We start from the raw sequence: 20,365 nt of genomic DNA on the forward strand, positions 1-20,365 counted from the left end.
CCCCGCTGCGCTGGCCCGCGAGCGCGCCGCGATCGGGGACTCGCGATCCGCGGGGACCGGCCCGGCAGGGAGCGGACCACACCCCTGATCGCCATCGCCACTGTCAAAGGCTGCGTAAGACCGACTGGCCGCGCGGCGGGCTCGACGCGAGGCGCCCGGAGGGTCGACGGGAGCCGTGATGGATGCGGTGTTCATGGCACCAACCTGGCCGGTGACACCCACGTTCCGCGCCCGCTGGCCCGCACTGTGCAGCGTTGCGGGCACCCGCCGCGGCGTGCCGGGTGCTGTGCAGATCGCCCGCCGCGGGGACGGAGGGTTCCCCCGTCGTGCGTGCTCGCCGAGTATTACGGAACGGTCACCGGTCGTGCACAGTTGTCCGGGGAAGCACCACCATGAGCTGATGGACCTCAACCCTGTGACACGAACATCGGCCGTCGCGGCGCTGATCCTGAATGTGCTCTATTGCCTGCTGGTGCTCGCCCTGCTGCTCTGGGTGTTCCACTGGGGCCGGGTCAGCATCATAGTGGTGGCTCTGCTTCTCCTGGCCGTCATCATCATCCCCGGGTTCTTGGCTCTGCGCCCGCAGACCGAGCGGGGCGAGGACTACATCATCACCTCATGCGGTGCCCGCAGCCAAGGGCAACTCACGGTACCGGTGCCCGTCTCCGAACTTCCGAGACTGGTCGAGCGTGCCTGCGCCCAGCACGCGGAACTGGGCTTGCGCGAACTCGATGCGCAGGGCGGGCGGATCTCGGTGGGAATCACGTTCTCGTCGTGGGGCGCGCGCGTCCGATTCGTCTTGCGACCCGTCTCGGAGACCGCGTCGCAGATCGTGGCGACCTCGCGTCCTCGGATGCCACTGGAACTGTGGGGCCTGGCCGGGAGCGAGACAAACCTGTCCGTGCTGTTCCGCGGCGTGGCATAGGAGGCCGAGCGCACGCACACGAGCGTGACCTGAGCACCGCCCGACCGGGCGCGGTGCATGCCCCATGAGGCCCGGCTCTCAGCTGAGCCGCCGCTCAGGCGGGTTCCATCCACCACGCCCGGGTGGTGTCGGTGGGGCCGTCCAGCTCGGTCAACCCCGCGTCCGTGACTGTGACCGGCCTCTCGGCCCCGCCCCACTCCTCCCGCGAGGGGAACTCCACGCGCACCCGGTAGTCGTCCACGCGCCAACGTTCCCGCACTGCTTCGGGCATGGCCTCCCACGCGAGCTGCGCGGCGTGCCCACACTGCGCCGCGAGCTTGCCGCTCGAGATCCCGAGTCCCGGGGCCACCTCCACGGTGACCACGGCATTCTGCGTGGCCGAGGCCCCGACGGCCGGGAATTGCGTGCCGGACACCTGCAGCTTGTGCAGTTGCTTGGGCAGGGGCTGCACGGGTGCGGGCACGAACGCCCTCACGGCCGCGGTGCCGTGCTCGTCCGCTGCCGTAGTCGGCGCCTTCTGCGCCACCGTGACCCCGGGTAACGCCTGCACGTCCTCCCAGCGCTTGCCGTCCGCGCGCCGCACAAGTTTGCGGATCTGCACGTCCCGCCACGTCCGCACGGCCTCGTGCCATGGCCCACCCGGGGCGCTGCGTTCGTCGCCCAGCAGCATCACGACGGCGCGCGCCGCCGCTTCCGCGACGTCCACCTCCCGTGCGGGGCGCCCACGATCCCGGTACACCACCAGTTGCATGGCCCAGGAGACGTCGTGGGTCTCAGTCGGCTCAGCACTCATGGCCCCGAGTCTCCCACGCGGATCCGCAGCGCGAGCTCGCCCACGGACAGCGCGTGCGTGTCCGGGACCACGGGGACCATGAGACCGCGGTCCGTGGCCGTGGCGATCCCCAGGTGCACGCGGCGGCAGACCGTGATCTGCTCACCCTGCAGCGAGGCGTTGAGCTCCGGAGTCCGGTGCAGGGCCCAGCACGTAGCGCGCGAGAGCACGGCCAGGGGGGGGTGACCCGGGCGCACCGCGGCTGCGCGCCACGAGCTCCATGGTGCGCGTGACGTCCACGTCCAGGAACTCGGTGACGTGCGGCGCGGTGAACGCAGAAGCCACCATCGCCTGCGCCGTGGCCCTGCGGATGCCCTTCAACGGGATGGTCCACGTCTCGTCGCCCTCCGGGACGCCGGGCGACGTCGTCGGCGCGACCTCCGGGAGACCACCGGTGCCTACCAGGTGCTGCGCGAGGTCCCTGCGGGTGACCTCGCCGGCCGGACCCGTTCCGGTCAGCGCGGCGAGATCCACTCCGGCGTCCTTGGCCCGCTTGCGCACGGGCGGTGTGGCACGGGCACGGGTGTCCCCGGGGGGGGCGGCACCGAGGGTTCAAGACGCTGCGGGGCACCCACGTTCTCGTGGAGACCCATAGGACCGGAAGGTGCTGGCCCCGCCGGCTCGGCCGCCCGCTGCTCCGCAAGGGCACGACGTCGCCCGAGTCGCCCGCGACGCTTCGTGTCCTCCCGTGCCCCGCACCCGACCAGGGTGGCGCCGGAACCCTCGGCATCGGCCGCGGGTTGCGCGCCGGTCTGGGGGCCGGACTCCCGTGCAGAACCGGCCGGGGCAACGGGTGCACCGGTGTTCCCGTCCGCCGCGGCGTCCTCGGCCACGATGTCGATGATGGGCGTCCCCACCTCCACCGTGGCTCCCTCGGGGCGAGCAGCGCCGCCACCGATCCCGCGGTGGAACACGGCAGTTCCACGACCGACTTGGCGGTCTCGATCTTCACGATCACCTGGTTGACCTTCACGGCGTCACCGGCGGCGACCTTCCAGGTCAGGATGTCCGCGTCCGTGAGGCCCTCGCCGACGTCGGGGAGCTTGAACTGGGCTGTATTCATGATCTTCTCCTGCATACTCGAGAGCCCGGTCGATCCCGTCGAGGATTCTGTCCACGTCGGGCAAGTCGTGGTGCTCGGAACGCGACGCCGGGTACGGGGTGTGGAACCCGCCCACGCGGATCACGGGTGCCTCGAGGTCGTAGAAGCATTTCTCCCCGACCCGCGCGGCGATCTCAGCGCCCACACCGAAACTCGTGGGCGCTTCATGGACGATCACGAGACGACCCGTCTTGCGCACGGAGGTCACCACGATGCCCGCTTCCACGAGGGGAGCATCGATGACCCGCTGGTCACCGAAGTCCTTCTGCAGCCCGTCCGTGATGCGGAAGACCCCGCCCAGCGCGCCGATGTCCTCCCCGAACAGCACGACCCTGGGATCGTCCTCGAGGGCCTTGCGCAGTCCCCGGTTGATGGCAGCGGCCAGGGTCGTGGTGGTGTTCTCGGCCCCGGGGTGCCTGGGCCGCGGTCCCAGCTCGCCCTGGCGCTGGAGAGCCGTGGCCTCCTGGTCGAATCTGCGTAACAGGACCATGGATCGGTACATGGTCATCAGGTCGGTCATCTCGAGGGTATCGAGCTCGTATCCGTTCGGGGACAGACGCTCGCCGCTGGGACTGATCATCTGCACGGGATGAGGTTCACCCAGTCCCGTTCGTTCCGGATCCATCACCTCGTTGTGAACGTTCATGTCGCTCCTCGAAGTGACGCGTATTCAATTGTCATGAGGTCTCTGTGATGCAGGTCGCTACGCCTATCCCGCGCGGCTCCGCCAAGGGGCCCGGGCGTACCCGATCCACGCCCCATACTGGGAGCATGCACATCGTGGTGGCCGCCGCAGAGCCCGGGTCCTGGGTGTTGCGGCTGGTCTCCGCGAACGGCAAGCCCGCCGGGGAGCCGCACACCGTCACGGACGAGGGCCTCGCCTTCGAGGTCGCCCGGCGCGAGAACGCGGCACGTGCCGCGGGCGTGGTGCCTCCCGTGTGGACGTGGCTCGAGACCTCCGTCCCCGCCGCACTGCTGCTCGCCGCGGGCGTGTGGGTGACCCGCTGCCGGGACCTGGGACTGTGCGCCACGATCCTTGCCACGGCTGCGACCGCCCCCGGATCCGGCGCGCCCGATCCGACCTCGGACGAACCCCGCCCACTCGACTACCGTCCCGTGATCGAACCCGCGGACCCGCGCCGCGTGCCCGGTCCGCGCGCCCCGGCCGAACCGAGCAGCCAGGGGTCGCTGTTCGCCGTCGTCGAGCAGCGCGGGCCCGGAACGGACGAGTTGATCGCGGAGCTTGCCGCGCAGAACCGGGCGTGCGAGACCGCGCGCTATCCCCGGCGGATCGAACGCCTGCTGGCCCTCGAGTCCCAGGGCGCGTTGGTGGCCGCGGACATGCGCCACCACGGCGTCCCCTGGAGCCCCCGGGCCCACGAGGAGATCCTCGAGGAGCTGCTCGGCCCCCGTCCGGTCGGTGAGGAGCGGCCCGCGCGCATGCAAGAACTCGCCCGGCAGGTACGTGACGTGCTCGACGCCCCCACCCTCAACCCGGACTCCCCCGTGGAGCTGCTCAAGGCCCTGCGCAACGCCGGGGTGGACGTGGACACCACGCGCGCGTGGAAACTGCAGGACTGGGCCCTCGTCAACGGCCGGCCGCAGGAGCAGCGCGTGGCCATCGTGGAACCGGTGCTCGAGTACAAGAAACTCTCCCGGATCTTCTCCGCGACCGGGTGGCACTGGTTGGACACATGGGTGCGGGAGGAGCGCTTCCACCCCGAGTACGTCGTGGGCGGCGTCGTGACCGGACGATGGGCCGCGCGCGGCGGCGGTGCGCTGCAGATCCCCAAGTACATCCGCGGCGCCGTGCGCGCGGATCCCGGCCGCGCGCTCGTCGTGGCCGACGCCGCCCAGCTCGAGCCGCGCGTGCTGGCCATCCTCGCGCGCGACGACGCTCTGGCCGAGGCGTCCCGCGACCGTGACCTCTACGAGTCCATCGCACTGCAGGGCGAGGCACGCGGTTCGGAACTAAAGGAGCGGGCGCACGCGAAGCTCGCGCTGCTGGGCGCGATGTACGGTGCGACGTCCGGGGCCGGCGGGCGGTTCATGCCTCACCTGGCCCGGATGTTCCCGCGCGCCGTGGGTTACGTGGAACACGCCGCGCGCGTGGGCGAGCTGGGGCACCAGGTCTGCACCTACCTGGGCCGCTGGTCACCCGTTCCCGGGGCGGAATGGTTTGAGGTGCAGCGCGCCACGGCCACCCAGGCCGGCGAGCGCCGGGCCACCCAGGCTGCGCGCGGTCACGGCCGGTTCTCCCGGAACTTCGTGGTCCAGGGCTCGGCCGCCGAGTGGGCGCTCGCGTGGTTGGGACACATCCGACAGGGTCTGCACGACGCCGGCCTGGACGCACAGCTCGTGTTCTTTCTGCACGACGAGGTCATGGTCCACTGTGCCGAGCAGCATGCGCCCCGGGTGCGGGACCTCGTGACGCAGGCGGCCGAACAAGCGGTGATCACGGTGTTCGGCAGGGTACCCGTGGCGGTCCCGGTGGCCACGACGGTAGTGACGTCGTACGCGGATGCGAAGTGACCGCGGCTGCGCGCACCGGCATTACGCTGAGACGTCCCGCTCCTGAATAGCGTCCTGCTGGTGACCTCGCGGACCGTCCGCACCATGCGCCTCGACGGGGACCGAGGGTGAACGGCGCTGAAAGGGTTACGCCTTCGGCCCGAACCTCGGCGCGGGGCGCTTGATCGAGCGGTCCCACTCCACGGACCAGCCGAGCCAGTCGAGCACGCGGTCGATGATGACGCCGGTGAACCCCCACACGGTGATGGGCTCGGCCACGCCCGCCACGCGCACGTCGAACGCCGGGGACTCGTAGGTGTGCTGCCCGCGGGTCACGGTCGCGTAGTACCGGTGGGCGGGGTTGATCAGGTCCAGCACCGGCACCCGGAACACCAGGGAGGACTCGGCGTGGTCCACCACGTCCACGGGGGACGGACTGCGCCACCAGCCGATCACCGGCGTAACCAGGTGGTTGCTCACGGGCAGCGGCACGGGGTGCAGTGCACCGAGGACCTCCACGCCGTCCGGGTCCACCCCGGTCTCCTCGTGGGCCTCCCGCAGTGCCGCCCGGATATGGGGTGCGCTCACGCGCCCGCCGGGCACGTCCAGGAAGGTGCCGGGTTCGCCGTCGGGCGGATCGAGGCGCCCGCCCGGGAAGGCGACCTGGCCGGGGTGGGCACGCAGGGTCGCGGCGCGCTGGACGAGCAGCACGTCCAGGTCACGTCCCGGCCCGTCCGTGTGCTCGGCGTAGTGCGAGGGCACGGCGTCCAGCGCGCCGAAGAGGATGAGCACCGCGGAGTGCCGGTGGTTCTCGTCCAGCTCGCCGATCCGCCACGGTTCGCGGTCGTGCATGATCACGGAATCACCGTGCCGGGCGAGCTCCACGAGCTGATCACGGGGGTCGGCACCGTGAGGGTCGGAGGGGGTCATGCGAAGTCCTTTCACGCGCCGAGGGTGTGTCCGTCGGCGCGCAGTTCGCGGCGCGTGCGCCCGGCCAGGAAGCCCGCGAGCAGCTCCTCGCGACCCGGGGCGAGTTCGTAGGCCAACAGTTTCCGGGCGGCCAGTGGATCGGTGGGGCCCGTGCCGTAGGAGGGGCACAGATCCGCGACCGGACACACTCCACACGCCGGTTTGCGCGCGTGGCACATCCGCCGCCCGTGGTAGATCAGTTCGTGGGACAGCTCGGTCCACACCGCGGGCGGGAACAGGGCGGCCACGTCCGTCTCGACCTTGACGGGGTCCTCCTGGTCGGTCCAGCCGAAGCGGCGCGCGAGCCTGCCGAAATGCGTGTCCACCGTGATCCCGGGGACCCCGAACGCATTGCCGAGCACCACGTTCGCGGTCTTGCGCCCCACGCCGGGCAGGGTCACGAGCTCGGCGAGCGTACCCGGGACGCGGCCGTCGTACTCGTCCACGATCCGCGTGGCCAGCCCCTGAATGGAACGCGCCTTGGACCGGTAGAACCCGAGCGAGCGCACCCGTTGCTCGACGTCCTCGGCCGGCGCCTCGGCCAGCTCCCAAGGCCCGGGGTATGCGGCGAACAGCCCCGGCGTCACCGAGTTGACGCGCACGTCGGTGGTCTGCGCGGAGAGCACCGTGGCCACGAGCAGCTGCCACGCGTCGTCGAAATCCAATTCCGCCACGGCGTACGGATAGCTGCGCGCGAGCTCGCGCTGGATCCGCCGCGCGCGCCGCGTCGTTGCCAACCGCGTTTCGCCCCCGGTACGACGACGCCGCGCGGCCGCCTGCTCGGCCTGGCGCGGGGGCACGAAGCGCACGTGGGCAGCGGCGGCCGGGGAGTCCATGTCCTCGATCATGGTGGCCGCCGTGGCGGGGGTCAAACCGCGCGGCCGCCGTGACGGTGCGCGCGACACCGGCCGCCATGGATCGAGCACGGGCGGGAACCTCGACTACGCTGGAGAACGAGAATGTGAACTGCACCACGTGCCCGCGAGCGGCACGAGACGGCCCAGGTAAGGAGCACCATGTCCCCGGAATCCGCAGCATCCCAGTCGAAGACCTACGCACCCAGCGAGGAGTTCGCCTCCCAGGCCAACGCCACCGCGGAGCTGTACACGCGAGCCGAGGAGCAGGGTGAGGAGTTCTGGGCGGACCAGGCCCGCGAGCTGCTGACGTGGTCCACCCCGTTCACCGAGGTATTGGACTGGTCCAACCCGCCGTTCGCCAAGTGGTTCCAGGACGGCACCCTGAACGCCGCGTACAACGCCGTGGACCGCCACGTGGAGGCCGGCAACGGGGACCGCGTGGCCCTGTACTTCGAGGGCGAGCCCGGGGACAGTGCGTCCTACACGTACGCGCAGCTCAAGGACGAGGTCTCCAAGGCCGCGAACGCGTTCGAGGCGCTCGGCGTGGGCAAGGGCGACCGCGTGGCCGTGTACCTGCCCATGATCGCGGAGGCCGTGGTCACCATGCTCGCGTGCGCGCGCATCGGAGCGATCCACTCGGTGGTCTTCGGCGGCTTCTCCGCGGACGCCCTGCGCTCGCGCATCGAGGACGGCGAGGCCAAGCTCGTGGTCACCGCGGACGGCTCCTACCGCCGCGGCAAGCCCACTACGCTCAAGCCCGCCGTGGACGCCGCCCTGGAGAAGGGCGGGAGCTCCGTCCAACACGTGGTGGTGGTCAAGCGCAACGGCGAGGACGTCGCGTTCCAGGACGGCCGTGACGTGTGGTGGCACGAGGTCACCGAGAACGCCTCCACCGAGCACACGCCCTCGGAGCAGAACGCCGAGGATCCGCTGTTCATCCTCTACACCTCCGGCACCACCGGCAAGCCCAAGGGCATCCTGCACACCACCGGCGGCTACCTCACCCAGGCGGCATTCACCCACAAGAACGTGTTCGACCTCAAGCCGGAGACGGACGTCTACTGGTGTACCGCGGACGTCGGATGGGTCACGGGCCACACCTACATCACTTACGGGCCGCTCGTGAACGGCGCCACCCAGGTGATCTACGAGGGCACCCCGGACTCCCCGCACCGCGGCCGGTTCTGGGAGATCGTGCAGAAGTACGGCGTGAGCATCCTCTACACGTCCCCCACCGCCATCCGCACCATGATGAAGTGGGGCGAGGAGATCCCCGGCGAGTGGGACCTCAGCTCGCTGCGCTTGCTGGGCACCGTGGGCGAGGCCATCAACCCCGAGGCCTGGACCTGGTTCCACCGTGTGATCGGCGGCGAGCGCTGCCCCATCGTGGACACGTGGTGGCAGACCGAGACCGGCGCGATCATGATCTCCCCGCTGCCCGGGGTCACCCACGCCAAGCCCGGTTCCGCGCAGGTCCCGCTGCCGGGAATCGCGGTGGACGTCGTGGACGACGCCGGCAACTCCCTGCCCAACGAGACCGACGGTTTCCTGGTGGTCCGCAAGCCGTGGCCGTCCATGCTGCGCACCATCTGGGGGGACGACGACCGTTTCGTCAACACCTACTGGGGCCAGTTCGGTGACAAGTACTTCGCCGGCGACGGTGCCAAGCGGGACGCGGACGCGGACGTCTGGATCCTGGGTCGCGTGGACGACGTCATGAACGTCTCCGGCCACCGCCTGTCCACCCCCGAGATCGAGTCCGCGCTGGTCTCCCACCCGTCCGTGGCCGAGGCCGCCGTGGTGGGCGCCCAGGACGAGACCACGGGCCAGGCGGTTTTCGCCTTCGTGATCCTCTCGGACCAGGCCACCGCCGAGAACCGGGACGCCGCCGAGCTCGCCGAGGAGATCCGCGCGCACGTGGGCCGGGAGATCTCCCCGATCGCCAAGCCCAAGAAGGTGTTGATCGTCCCCGAGCTGCCCAAGACCCGCTCGGGCAAGATCATGCGCCGTCTGCTCAAGGACGTCGCCGAGGACCGTCCCGTGGGTGACGTCTCCACGCTCGCGGACCAGACGGTCATGCAGCAGATCGTGGACTCGCTCGGCCAGAAGTAACCCCGGCCCCGGCGGACGACGCCGCTGCGGTGCCTCGCGTGAAGAGGTCATCGTGGCGGCGTCGTCCGGTGTTGTCAGGGTGTTCGACGACGCCGCACTGTTCGTCGGTGCCGCACTGTTGGTCGGCGCCGCCTTGTTCGGAGGTGCCGTGTCGCTCCACGTGACCGTGTTGTTGAATGGAGCCATGAGTGAGCTGCCGATCCACGTCCTGAATGGGCCCAATCTCAACACCCTGGGCACCCGCAAGCCCGAGATCTACGGGCACACGACCCTTGCGGACGTCGAACGCAATGTGCGCGTCCGCGCGCAGTCGTACGGGCTGGACGTGGTGTTCGAGCAGTCCAACTATGAGGGGCAGCTCGTGGACTGGATCCAGCGGGCGCGCACCGAGGCGTGCGGGATCGTGATCAATCCCGCGGCGCTGACCCACTACTCCGTGGCCCTGCACGACGCCCTGGAGATGTGCGAGATGCCGATCGTGGAGGTGCACATCTCCAACGTGCACCGCCGGGAGGCCTTCCGGCACACGTCCTTCGTGTCACCGCAGGCCACGGCCGTGATCGCCGGTGCCGGTGTCCTGGGGTACGAACTGGGTGTGCAGGTGATCGCCAACGAACTGGGTAAGAACATCGAGAGTTAGGACGCACCCTGACCGCAGCAGATCCACGGTCCGGTGTGCCCCTGGTGTACAGGCACATCGACGAGTCCTTCCACCAGGTGGCCGCCGCCGGGGACGTGGAGCTGTTCGCCGATGCGTGGTTGCCCGGCGGCCATGAGGTGTACTGAGGTGGCGCCAGGAGATCGGTGACCCGCGGGCCATCATCGACACGGTCGACCGGCGCATGGCGGACGAGGACTGGTTCGTCACTGCCCTGTGGCAACCGCAGTACCTCCACGACGTGTAGTACGACCTGCGCCCGCTGCGTGATCCCCTGAATGCGTTCTTGGCCCCGGACCGCGCCTCCCTGCTGGCGCACTCGGTACCCGGCCACCGCTCGTCCGTGCTCGACCGCCGGTCATCGGTGCTCAGCCGCTGCTTGTCGGTGTTCAGCTGCTACCGACAGGATGTCCGCTCAGGACACCACGCACTGACCCGTGGGGACGGACTCCGTGGAGTCCCCCGCCGCGGCGAGGATCTCGGTGACACGAGCCACGGGGATCGCATACCCCACCTGGTCCGTGACGGCCTTGGCGAAGACCACGCCCACGACCTCACCGTCCGCGTTGAGCAGCGGACCGCCCGAATTGCCCTGCTCCACATTGCCCGCGATCTGGATGATGCTGCGGGTCTGGGTCTGCCCCGTGGTCACGTTCTGCACGGGGGCCACCGCCTGACCCTGGATCGTGGCCGGGCGCAGCGTATAGGGACCACCCAGCGGGTAGCCCGCGAAGGACACGGTCTGTCCGCTCGTCACCGAACCCTGCAGGGCCAGGGGTGCCTCGGGCAGATCGGGGACGCGCAGCACCGCGAGGTCGGACGCGGCGTCGTACTGCACGGCCTGCGCACGGTAGACGCGACCGTCGCGCGTCTGGACCACGGGCTGGTCCACGCCCGCGACCACGTGGGCGTTGGTCACCACCGTGCCGGGCTGCGCCACGAATCCCGAACCCGTCTGGTTCTGGGCGCACTGGGCGGCCGTGCCGTAGACCTGGACCACGGACTGGCCCGCGTCCGCGACGCTCTGGGTGTCCGGGGTGTCCGTGGGGTCCGGGGCGGCCTGGGACGGGAAGAGCAGTTCGTCCAGCTGCCGGATGCCCTGGGCGCCGCTGATCGCGTTGCGGGTCTGTGTCATGGCCTGGCGCACGGGCTCCGGGGTGACCCGCTCGATACCGCGCAGCACCTGCGAGGACGCGACCTGTTGGGACAGTGCGGGAAGGCCCAGCTGACCCACGAGCGAACCCACGAGCCCCATGACCAGGGCGGCCACGACCACGTTGAGCACCCCGCCGCCCACGCGGTCCAGGATCCCCAGTCCCGTCCTCTCGGTGATCCGCGCGAGGGCGTTACCCGCGATCGACCCCAGCCACTGACCCAGGGCCAGGGCCACGAGGACGGTGAGCAGCACGGCCGGGATCCGCCATTCGTCCGAGACGTACGCGGACACCACGGGGCCGGCCCAGAACGCCACCACGGCGCCGAGCACTAGCCCCACGAGGGACGCGAACGAGCGGAAGAACCCTCGGCTCAGCCCTGCGACGAGATACGCCACCAGCGCCACGATCAGCAGCACGTCCAGGATGTTCAGGGACAGAGTCATCGAAGTCCTCACGGAGGGGGAACACGCGGGGATCGGGTGCGTGCTCAGCCGAGCATACGGTGGGGGGCTGGGTAAATCGTGGATCGTGAACGGTGGATGAACACGAGCGGGAACACCCGGAATTCGCAGCGCGTTCACACCGGGCATAACCACCGGGGTGGACCCGGGCGGTGTGAAATTCGTTACGATGGAACGTACTCAGATCATGTGCCCCTGTCCGGGCTCATCCGCAATCCGTGAGGAGTTTTACCTTGGATACAGACGTCCTACGCCGCGCTCCGCTGTTCGCTTCCTTGGACGATGAGGCGTTCGCCGCTCTGACCGAGGAGATCACCGAGGTGAACCTCTCCCGCGGTGCCACCCTGTTCTACGAGGGTGATCCGGGGGACCAGCTCTACTTCATCGTCTCCGGCAAGATGAAGCTTGGGCGCACCGCGAGCGACGGTCGCGAGAACCTCGTGGCCGTCATGGGTCCCGGTGAGATCTTCGGCGAGATGGCCCTGTTCGACCCCAGCCCCCGCTCGACCTCCGCGACCGCCGTGTCCGAGACCCGCCTGGACGGGCTCAAGCACGAGAACCTGCGCAAGGTCATCCAGCGCTCCCCCGAGGTCTCCGCGCAGCTGCTGCAGGCGCTCGCCCGGCGCCTGCGCCGCACCAACGAGAACCTCGCGGACCTAGTGTTCTCGGACGTCCCCGGCCGCGTGGCCAAGGCCCTGCTGGACCTCGCGGACCGGTTCGGCCGCCCCGCCACGGACGGCATCCTGGTGGCGCACGAGCTTACCCAGGAGGAACTCGCCCAGCTCGTGGGTGCCTCCCGCGAGACCGTGAACAAGGCCCTGGCCGAGTTCGTCCAGCGCGGTTGGATCCGCCTCGAGGCGCGCGCCGTGGTCATCCTGGACCTGCAGCGCCTCAAGCAGCGCTCCCGCTGACACCGGTTCTTCCGCCGACGGCGCTCGTGGCACCCGCCACGGGCGCCGTCGCCTTTCACACGGGATGCGTACGGGGTGCGTGAGGGCGCGCGGGACGCGACCCACCCGGGAGGTTACTCGTCCAGGACGAGGACGGGTTCGCCGTCGCGCAGATCCAGTCGGGGACTCTTGACCCGCAGGTCCCGCCGGGCCGCGAGGAACGCCACTGCCGAGCCGGCGTGCGCAACCGCCTCGAGGGCGCACTGCACCCCGGGGGTCGTGAGCTCGTTGAGGTCGAAGTGCCAGGGGTCGTCGGTGAGGCTGGCTTCCTCCGACTGGCGCCGGAACAGCTCCGGCACCGGTGTGGACCACGGGTCCTCGAACAGGGCGCGCGCGTCCACCCAATCGAGCCACGCCACACCGCGCTGCGTGGCCAGAGGCACGGGGCGCTGGCCCACGGGAACGGCCGCCGAATAAAACTGCAGGTCCACGCGCTGGTGGATGAAGTCCGAGGTGATCCAGTGGGACAGCGGCCGGAGGCATTCGCTGTGGAACGTGAGACTGCGCTTGGCCAGCAGGTCCGCGAAGGAGAACTCCTCTGCTGCCAGCCGTTCCCGCGAGGTCATCCAGTCCGCGCCGTCCACGCTCTCTGCGACACCGTGACCCGGGGTTCCCGCGAGCAGGATCCCGGTCTCCACGAACACCTTGCGCGCGGCGGCCACCACGCTGCGGCGCGTGCGGCCGATGTCCTCCGAGAGCACCTTGTGGGCCCACTGCGCGGGGGTGGGGCCGTGCCAGTCCAGGGGTTCGTCGTCGCTGGTCTCGCACACCCCGCCGGGGAACGAGAGCGTGCCCATGGACTGGCGGCCCGGGCGGTGGAGCATGAGGGTCTCCACGCCGTGCTCGCCGTCCCGCACGAACACGGTGGCGGCGCCGTGGCGGGGGGCGGAACCGTGCAGCCCCAACCCCCGTTCCATCCAGGCCCGGGCGGCCGTGGAATAGGCGCGGGGCACCGCGAAGATGCGTTCGTTCCCGCGGCCCCCGCTCATCGTCAGTGGAACTCGACGATCAGTTCGACCTCCACCGGGGAGTTCAGCGGCAACACGCTGACACCCACGGCGGAGCGGGCATGCACGCCGGCGTCCCCGAACACCCGGCCCAGTAGGGTGGACGCGCCGTCCACCACGGCGGGCTGACCGTAGAAGTCGGTCGCGGAGGCCACGAAACCCGTGACCTTGACGATGCGTTGGATCCGGTCCAGGTCCTCGATCTGGGACTTCACCGCGGCCAGGGCGTTGAGCGCGCAGCGTTCGGCGAGCTCGGCGGCCCGTTCCGGGGACACGGTCCCCTCGGCGCCGGAATCGCTCACCACGCCGGTCTCGAGTAGTGACCCGGACACCAGCGGCAGCTGGCCTGCGGTGTAGACGTGCTTCCCGCTCACCACGGCCGGGGCGTAGGCCGCGAGCGGCCGGGCCACGTCCGGCAGTTCCAGACCCAGCTGCGCGAGCCGGTCTTCGTAGCTCTTGTCCATGATGTCCTCTTCCCCGCGGGTCAGTTCTTGGGCCGCTTGAAGTAGGCGATCGGGTTGGTCTGGACGGGGGCGTTCACGTTGCCCGCGGGGGTGTCCGCGGCCTGCGTGCCGGGCAGGACGGTCACGAGCTCCCAGCCGTCCTCACCCCAGTTGTCCAGGATCTGCTTGGTGGCGTGGATCATCAACGGAACGGTGGCGTATTCCCATGTGGTCATGGCCACCACACTACTGGTCCCGCCCCCCGCAGCGCGCCGGGAGCGTTCCCGCACGAGGTTCGCGGGCCGTGTGCCCCCCTCACCGGTACACGATTCGCACAGGACCCGGCCTATAGACTGGCCCAATGGCATCACGCAACAACTCGGGCTCCGAGCCCACCTCGGTACTGGGCAACATCGTGGCGTTCATCGCCGTGTCGGTGGTTGCCGGGGTGGTGGCGGCCGGACTCCTCGTTCCCCCCGCCGCGGCCGCCGGACTGGCCGCCAACGCGTCCATCGGCTGGTTCAAGTCCCTTCCCGCGGACATGGAAATGGGCCCCCTCTCCCGTTCCTCCACCGTGGTGGCCAAGGACGGTTCCGAGATCGCCACGTTCTTCGCGCAGAACCGGGAACCGGTCTCCCTGAACCAGATCTCCCCCAACATGAAGAAGGCGCTGCTGTCCATCGAGGACCGCGACTTCTACGACCACGGCGGTGTGGACCCCTGGGGCATCGTGCGTGCCATGGGCAATAACGTGTTGCGCCCCAGCAACCGCCAGGGTGCCTCCACCGTCACGCAGCAGTACGTGAACAACCTGATCATCGATCAGCAGGTCCGGGCCGGCGAGCAGGCCAGCACCATCGGTGCGGACAAGGGCATCGTGGACAAGATCAAGGAAATCAAGCTCGCGCTGTCCATGGAGCAGGAGAAGTCCAAGGACGAGATCCTGGAGGGCTACCTCAACATCGTGCTCTTCGGCGGGCAGAACTACGGTGTGCAGGCGGCCTCCGAGTACTACTGGGGCATCCCGGCCTCCCAGCTGAGCATCGCGCAGGCCGCCACGCTCGCGGGCATGGTGCAGTCCCCCAACTACTACGATCCGCAGGTCAACCCGGAGGCCTCGGTGCAGCGGCGCAACGTGGTGCTGGACACCATGGTGCAGACCGGCGCGATCACGCAGCAGCAAGCGGACCAGGCGGCCCGCGAGCCCCTGAACCTGGACATCCACCCCACGAGTTCCGGGTGCTCGGCCGCGCGGACCGCTCCCTACTTCTGTGACTACGTGGAGAACCAGGTCATGCAGTCCAACTCGTTCGGTGCCACGCCGGAGGAGCGCCTGGCCACGCTGCAGCGCGGTGGTCTGACGATCACCACCACCCTGGACCCCAAGGCCCAGCGGGCCGCGGACACCCAGGTGAATGCGACCCAGCCCAAGGACGACAACCCGGACAACGTCTCCACGGCGTTGGTCTCCCTGGAGCCGCGCAACGGTCACATCGTGTCCATGGCGCAGAACACCAACTACTCCGCCGCGGAGGGCACCTCCAACACCACGTACAACTTCAACGTGGACAGCTCCATGGGCGGTGCCGGTGGGTTCCAGGTGGGCTCCACGTTCAAGCCGTTCACCCTGGCCCAGTGGATCAACGCGGGCAAGGGCATCAAGGCGAGCGTGGACGCGCGTCGTCTGCACTATCCCGCGGACTTCCGCTGGAAGGCCTCGTGCCTGCCCAACGGGTACAAGATCGAACCGGGTGATGACGGCAACGGGTTCAGCTTCCAGAACGCGACCGAGGGATACGACCGGGTCATGGACGTGGACTACGGCATCTACAACTCCATCAACTCGGCGCTGTACGCCATGGCCGCGGACCTGGACCTGTGCGAGATCGGTGAGTTAACCAAGGCCATGGGCATCCACGACGGTAAGACCGGTGATCCCGTGGACACCACCGTCCTGTCCTCCCTGTTGGGTGGTTCGGTGGACATCTCCCCCATGACAATGGCGCGTGCCTTCTCCGGCTTTGCGAACGACGGCGTGATGTGCGAGCCCCGCGCTGTCACCAAGGTCGTGGACTACACCGGGAAGAACTACGACGTCCCCGGTGACAGTTGCCAGCAGGTGATCAAGAAGGAGGTGGCCCAGGGCGTGAACGAGGTGCTCAAGCAGGTGCTCGTGCGCGGTTCCGGGTACCAGCGCTCGATCGGGCTGCCGGATGCCTCCGCCGCCAAGACCGGCACCACCGACAACTCGACCCAGACCTGGATGCTCGGCTACACCAAGGGCCTCGCGACCGCCTCGTGGGTGGGTAACTACGAGTTCGGTTCCCGCTCCCTCAACGGCCTGAGCATCGGCGGGCGGACCGGCGGTTCGGGTACCGAGTGGGTGGACGGTGCCACGTACGCGGGTGGCCAGTGGCAGAACTACATGCGCACCGTGGCCCCCGACTACGACACCTCCCGGTTCTCCTCGCCGACGCCCAGCGTGATGTCGGCGCGCAAGTAGTGGCGGACTCCACCGCATCCGCCCCGGTCGCCCGCTCCCTCGCCGCGGCCGGAGCGGGCTTGTTCGCCGCTGGCGCCGGGACGCTCGCGTGGGCCTCACTCGGGGAGCGGCGTCGATTCCAACTGCGCCAGGAGACGGTGCGTGTGCTCCCGGAGGGCTCCCGGCCCGTGCGGATCCTGCACATCTCCGACCTGCACACCGTGCCCGGGCAGGAGGCCAAGAAGCGTTTCGTGCACTCGCTCGCCGCACTGCGCCCGGACCTCGTGATCGACACGGGTGACAACCTCTCGCACCTGCGCGCCCTGCCGTATCTGCTCGAGATCCTGGAGCCGCTGTTCGCGTTCCCCGGTGTGTACGTCCCGGGGTCCAACTGCTACTTCGCGCCGCAGCCCAAGAATCCCGCGCGCTACCTGTGGCGCACCACGAGCGGCGAGAAATCGGACGAGGCCCCGCGGTTGCCCACCGAGGACATGCACCGCGCGTTCGACGAACGCGGCTGGACCGGGCTCATCAACCGCGCCGAGCGGCTCAACATTGCCGACACTGTCATCGACTTCTCCGGCGTGGACGACCCCCACCTGCGCCTCGACCGGCACCCGGGCTTCCCGCGTGAGCAGGACGGGCCGGCCCACGTGCGCATCGGCGTGGCGCATGCGCCGTACGTGCGCACGCTGGACCGTTTCGCCGCCCACGGTGCGGACATCGTCTTCGCGGGTCACACCCACGGCGGTCAGGTCTGCCTCCCCGGGGGCCGCGCGCTGGTGAGCAATTGCGACCTGGATCCCGCGATGTGCAAGGGATTGATCTCCCACAGGGGCGTCCCGGTGAACATCTCCCAGGGCCTGGGCGAGTCCCGCTTCGCCCCGGTGCGGCTTTTCTGCCCACCACAGGCCGTTCTGGTTACGCTCACGGACTAAGGTTCTTCCCATGGCACCGATTCGACTCCCCCTCCCCACGCGCCGACCCGACGACGCCGCCCCGGCTCCCAGCGACTCTCCGCTGGACCGCGCGGTGGCGAGGATCGAACGGGAGTGCGGCAGCGGCGTCGTCGTCACCGGGGAGCTGGAGCGGCGCGCGGTGGCCCACGACGCCTCCCACTACCTGATGCAGCCCCGCGCGGTGCTGCGCCCACGGGACACGCACGAGGTGGGGCGGATCTTCGCCGCGGCCGCGGACACGGACGCTGGCCTGACCCTGCGCTCGGGCGGCACGTCCCTGTCGGGGCAGTCCGTCACGGACCAGATCCTCGTGGACGTCCGCCGCCACTTCAAGAGCGTGGAGGTCCTGGATCGGGGTGCCCGCGTGCGCGTGCAACCGGGGGTCACCGTGCGTCAGGTCAATGCGCGGCTGGCTCCGCACGGGCGGGCGCTGGGCCCGGATCCGGCCAGCGAGTCCGCGTGCACGCTGGGCGGAGTGGTGGCCGACAACTCCTCCGGGATGGCGTGCGGCACCGAGTTCAACACGTACCGCACCCTGGAGTCCATGGTGCTCGTGTTGCCCTCCGGCACGGTGCTGGACACCGCCGCCCCGGATGCTGGTGAGCAGCTGCGGGCCCGAGAGCCCGACCTGTTCGAGGGCCTGCTCCGGCTGCGGGACCGAGTGCGGGGCAATCCGGAGTCCGTGCGGACCATCCAGCGACTGTTTGCCATGAAGAACACCATGGGCTACGGACTGAACTCGTTCCTGGACCACGAGGACCCTGTGGCCATCCTGGAGCACCTCATGATCGGCTCGGAGGGCACCCTGGGGTTCGTGGCGAGCGCGACCCTGCGCACCGTGCCCGTGCACCCGCACGTGGCCACCGGCCTGCTGGTGTTCCCCACCGTGGTGGCCGCCACGAGTGCCGTTCCGGACCTGGTGGGCTCGCAGTGCGCCACCCTGGAGCTGATGGACGCCACGTCCCTGGCGGTCTCGCAGCGCACCGGACTCGCGCCGCCCGCGATCATGGACATCCCGGTGGGCCAGCAGGCCGCACTGCTCGTGGAGTACCAGCACGACACCGCGGCAGGTGTGCGGGAACTGGCGGAGGCGGCGGCGTCCACCTTCGATGCGCTCGAGCTGGCCGGGCCGGTGGCCCTGACCACCGACCCCCGCGAGCGCGCGAGCCTGTGGACCGTGCGCAAGGGGCTCTACACCACCGTGGCGGGCAACCGACCGCAGGGCACCAACGCGCTGCTCGAAGACGTGGTGGTGCCGGTGGACCAGCTGGGCGGCACGTGCGAGGAGCTCACCGGACTCTTCGACGCCCACGGCTACCGGGACTCGGTGATCTTCGGCCACGCCAAGGACGGCAACGTCCACTTCATGCTCAACGAGCAGTTCGATGATCCCGTTTCGCTACGCCGTTACGAGCAGTTCACCGAGGAGATGGTGGAGCTCGTCCTCGGCCGCGGGGGCTCGCTCAAGGCCGAGCACGGGACCGGGCGGATCATGGCCCCGTTCGTGCGGCGGCAGTACGGGGACGAGCTGTACTCGGTGATGGTGGAGCTGAAGGCCCTGATCGATCCCGGCAACCGCTTCAACCCCGGGGTGATCCTCACCGAGGACCCGCGCGCGTACCTGCGCGATCTCAAGACCGCGCCGGCCGTGGAGGAGGAGGTGGACCGGTGCGTGGAATGCGGATACTGCGAGCCGGTGTGCCCATCCCGGGATCTCACGCTCACGCCGCGCCAGCGCATCGTGGGGCGCCGCGAGATCGCGGACGCCGAAGCGCGCGGTGAGCACGAGCTGGCCGGGCGGATGCGGCGCGAGTTCGACTACGACGGGCTGCAGACGTGCGCGGTGGACGGCATGTGCGTGACCGCGTGTCCCGTGGACATCAACACGGGTGACCTGGTCCGGAGGCTGCGGAGCGAGAATCGTTCGGCGGTCGCGGACCTCGTGTGGGCGGGGCTCGCCCGGGCGTGGCCCGTGACCGTTCCTGGTGCGGCCTTCGCGCTGTCCCTGGCCCGGCGGATGCCCGCCGCGCTCCCGGTCAGTGCGACGTCGGTGGCCCGCGCCGCGCTCGGGACGGACACCGTCCCCGGCTATTCCCCTCGTCTGCCCGCGGGCGGTCGCTCCCGTGCCGGATTGACGACGGCGCCCGCGAATGTCCCTGCCGACCGCGCCCGGGCCGTGTTCTTCCCCGCGTGCATCGGGGCCATGTTCGGCACGGTGCACGGGGAGGGACCGTCGGTGTCCGAGGCGTTCCTGATGTTGTGCGAGCGCGCCGGAGTGGACGTACATGTTCCCGAGGGCATCACCTCCACGTGCTGCGGCACGCCGTGGAAGTCCAAGGGCCTACCCTCCGGATACGAGACCATGTCCCGGCGGACCCTCGAGACCCTGTGGGAGGCCTCCGAGCACGGCACACTCCCGGTGGTGTGTGATGCCTCCTCGTGCACCGAGGGGCTCGTCACCATGCGAGAACTAGCGGCGAACTCGCCCCGGTACGCCGGACTGCGGTTCGTGGACGCGGTGCAGTTCGTGGCCGAGAACGTGCTGGACCGGCTGACCGTGTCCTCGCCCGTGGGCGCGCTCGCGGTGCACCCCACGTGCTCGTCCGTGCAACTGGGGATCAACGATCACCTCTTGCGCGTGGCTGGCGCATGTGCCGAACACGCCACCGTTCCTTTCGCGTGGGGGTGCTGCGGGTACGCGGGCGACCGCGGCATGCTGCATCCCGAGCTCACGGCGGCCGCCACGGCTCCCGAGGCGGCGGAGGTACAGGCCGGAGACTTTGATGCATATGCATCTTTGAATCGGACGTGTGAGCAAGGCATGACCGAGGCCACGGGCAAACCCTACGAACACGTCCTGCAGGTGCTGGAGCGGGTCAGCCGCTGACACCGCGCTCGGACGTTTTCGGTGACTCGGGGATTTCACATTCCTCCCGTGCT

17 protein-coding genes and 3 pseudogenes are annotated in these 20,365 nt (G+C 69.8%); 8 read left to right on the forward strand and 12 right to left on the reverse strand.

Going from position 1 to position 20,365, the window contains the following annotated elements:
• Nucleotides 1–400 precede the first annotated feature (400 nt).
• The gene (locus tag RF646_RS02200) at nucleotides 401–925 is read left to right on the forward strand and encodes a hypothetical protein (RefSeq protein WP_368835082.1); all 525 of its coding nucleotides are present in this window, start codon (nucleotides 401–403) and stop codon (nucleotides 923–925) included.
• Between the two features lie 94 nt (nucleotides 926–1,019).
• On the opposite strand, the gene RF646_RS02205 is transcribed toward RF646_RS02200, so the two are convergent.
• The 6 genes and pseudogenes from RF646_RS02205 to RF646_RS02230 all read right to left on the reverse strand — a co-directional run.
• Nucleotides 1,020–1,718: a peptidyl-tRNA hydrolase gene (locus tag RF646_RS02205; protein ID WP_368835083.1), complete on the reverse strand. Its 699-nt coding sequence runs from the start codon at nucleotides 1,716–1,718 to the stop codon at nucleotides 1,020–1,022.
• Complete coding sequence (locus RF646_RS02210) at nucleotides 1,715–1,954, reverse strand: 2-oxo acid dehydrogenase subunit E2 (protein WP_368835084.1); 240 nt, start codon at nucleotides 1,952–1,954, stop codon at nucleotides 1,715–1,717. Before RF646_RS02210 ends, RF646_RS02205 begins: the two co-directional genes overlap by 4 nt.
• Nucleotides 1,860–2,162, reverse strand: a complete 303-nt coding sequence (locus RF646_RS02215) for a 2-oxo acid dehydrogenase subunit E2 (protein WP_368835178.1) — start codon at nucleotides 2,160–2,162, stop codon at nucleotides 1,860–1,862. The genes RF646_RS02210 and RF646_RS02215 overlap by 95 nt, the downstream gene beginning before the upstream one ends.
• Before the next feature lie 21 nt (nucleotides 2,163–2,183).
• A pseudogene (locus RF646_RS02220) lies at nucleotides 2,184–2,261 on the reverse strand (E3 binding domain-containing protein); the annotation flags it as partial.
• Nucleotides 2,262–2,691: 430 nt separating this feature from the next.
• Nucleotides 2,692–2,835, reverse strand: a pseudogene (locus RF646_RS02225) (biotin/lipoyl-containing protein); the annotation flags it as partial.
• Nucleotides 2,834–3,244, reverse strand: a pseudogene (locus RF646_RS02230) (transketolase C-terminal domain-containing protein); the annotation flags it as partial. The pseudogenes RF646_RS02230 and RF646_RS02225, both read right to left, overlap by 2 nt.
• Nucleotides 3,245–3,630: 386 nt before the next feature.
• Here RF646_RS02230 and RF646_RS02235 point away from each other — a divergent pair.
• Nucleotides 3,631–5,391, forward strand: coding sequence for a bifunctional 3'-5' exonuclease/DNA polymerase (locus RF646_RS02235; RefSeq protein WP_368835085.1), 1,761 nt, complete (start codon nucleotides 3,631–3,633; stop codon nucleotides 5,389–5,391).
• Between the two features lie 126 nt (nucleotides 5,392–5,517).
• Here the strand turns inward: RF646_RS02235 and RF646_RS02240 are convergent, their stop codons facing one another.
• Both RF646_RS02240 and nth read right to left on the reverse strand, forming a co-directional pair.
• Nucleotides 5,518–6,300: a CoA pyrophosphatase gene (locus RF646_RS02240; protein ID WP_206069181.1), complete on the reverse strand. Its 783-nt coding sequence runs from the start codon at nucleotides 6,298–6,300 to the stop codon at nucleotides 5,518–5,520.
• Between the two features lie 11 nt (nucleotides 6,301–6,311).
• Entirely contained in the window at nucleotides 6,312–7,175 is an 864-nt protein-coding gene (nth, locus tag RF646_RS02245; protein WP_144932606.1) for an endonuclease III, read from the reverse strand.
• Between the two features lie 180 nt (nucleotides 7,176–7,355).
• Here nth and acs point away from each other — a divergent pair, with 180 nt between their 5' ends.
• Together acs and aroQ are read left to right on the forward strand one after the other, a co-directional pair.
• On the forward strand, nucleotides 7,356–9,308 hold the full coding sequence (gene acs / locus RF646_RS02250) for an acetate--CoA ligase (RefSeq protein ID WP_144997318.1): 1,953 nt from the start codon (nucleotides 7,356–7,358) through the stop codon (nucleotides 9,306–9,308).
• A 184-nt stretch (nucleotides 9,309–9,492) separates the two neighbouring features.
• Nucleotides 9,493–9,948 carry a type II 3-dehydroquinate dehydratase gene (gene aroQ, locus RF646_RS02255; protein ID WP_064846707.1) on the forward strand — a complete coding sequence of 152 codons (456 nt, stop codon included), beginning with the start codon at nucleotides 9,493–9,495 and terminating at the stop codon, nucleotides 9,946–9,948.
• A gap of 433 nt (nucleotides 9,949–10,381) precedes the next feature.
• Here the strand turns inward: aroQ and RF646_RS02260 are convergent, their stop codons facing one another.
• A complete protein-coding gene (locus RF646_RS02260) occupies nucleotides 10,382–11,566 on the reverse strand; it encodes a MarP family serine protease (RefSeq protein WP_064846629.1) in 1,185 nt (394 codons plus the stop codon).
• A 251-nt stretch (nucleotides 11,567–11,817) separates the two neighbouring features.
• Here RF646_RS02260 and RF646_RS02265 point away from each other — a divergent pair, with 251 nt between their 5' ends.
• Complete coding sequence (locus RF646_RS02265) at nucleotides 11,818–12,495, forward strand: Crp/Fnr family transcriptional regulator (RefSeq protein ID WP_085106205.1); 678 nt, start codon at nucleotides 11,818–11,820, stop codon at nucleotides 12,493–12,495.
• A 113-nt stretch (nucleotides 12,496–12,608) separates the two neighbouring features.
• Here RF646_RS02265 and RF646_RS02270 read toward each other — a convergent pair whose 3' ends face one another.
• Genes RF646_RS02270 through RF646_RS02280 form a run of 3 tightly spaced genes read right to left on the reverse strand, consistent with a single transcriptional unit; the run spans nucleotide 12,609 to nucleotide 14,220 of the window.
• Nucleotides 12,609–13,523, reverse strand: coding sequence for a hypothetical protein (locus tag RF646_RS02270; RefSeq protein WP_131332364.1), 915 nt, complete (start codon nucleotides 13,521–13,523; stop codon nucleotides 12,609–12,611).
• A 2-nt stretch (nucleotides 13,524–13,525) separates the two neighbouring features.
• Complete coding sequence (locus RF646_RS02275; RefSeq protein WP_085106203.1) at nucleotides 13,526–14,005, reverse strand: RidA family protein; 480 nt, start codon at nucleotides 14,003–14,005, stop codon at nucleotides 13,526–13,528.
• Between the two features lie 20 nt (nucleotides 14,006–14,025).
• Nucleotides 14,026–14,220 (reverse strand): DUF4177 domain-containing protein, encoded by a 195-nt coding sequence (locus RF646_RS02280; protein WP_035965209.1) that lies wholly within the window; start codon nucleotides 14,218–14,220, stop codon nucleotides 14,026–14,028.
• A gap of 125 nt (nucleotides 14,221–14,345) precedes the next feature.
• Between RF646_RS02280 and RF646_RS02285 the strand changes: the two genes are divergently transcribed.
• From RF646_RS02285 to RF646_RS02295, 3 genes are read left to right on the forward strand one after another with little or no spacing between them, the layout of a single operon-like run.
• Nucleotides 14,346–16,487 (forward strand): transglycosylase domain-containing protein, encoded by a 2,142-nt coding sequence (locus tag RF646_RS02285; protein ID WP_167318097.1) that lies wholly within the window; start codon nucleotides 14,346–14,348, stop codon nucleotides 16,485–16,487.
• Complete coding sequence (locus RF646_RS02290; RefSeq protein ID WP_144932590.1) at nucleotides 16,487–17,404, forward strand: metallophosphoesterase; 918 nt, start codon at nucleotides 16,487–16,489, stop codon at nucleotides 17,402–17,404. Before RF646_RS02285 ends, RF646_RS02290 begins: the two co-directional genes overlap by 1 nt.
• Nucleotides 17,405–17,414: 10 nt before the next feature.
• On the forward strand, nucleotides 17,415–20,312 hold the full coding sequence (locus tag RF646_RS02295) for an FAD-binding and (Fe-S)-binding domain-containing protein (RefSeq protein WP_368835086.1): 2,898 nt from the start codon (nucleotides 17,415–17,417) through the stop codon (nucleotides 20,310–20,312).
• The last annotated feature ends 53 nt before the right edge of the window (nucleotides 20,313–20,365 follow it).

Origin of the sequence: Kocuria sp. CPCC 205261, from assembly GCF_040981025.1 — a bacterium.
GTDB lineage: Bacteria > Actinomycetota > Actinomycetes > Actinomycetales > Micrococcaceae > Kocuria > Kocuria marina.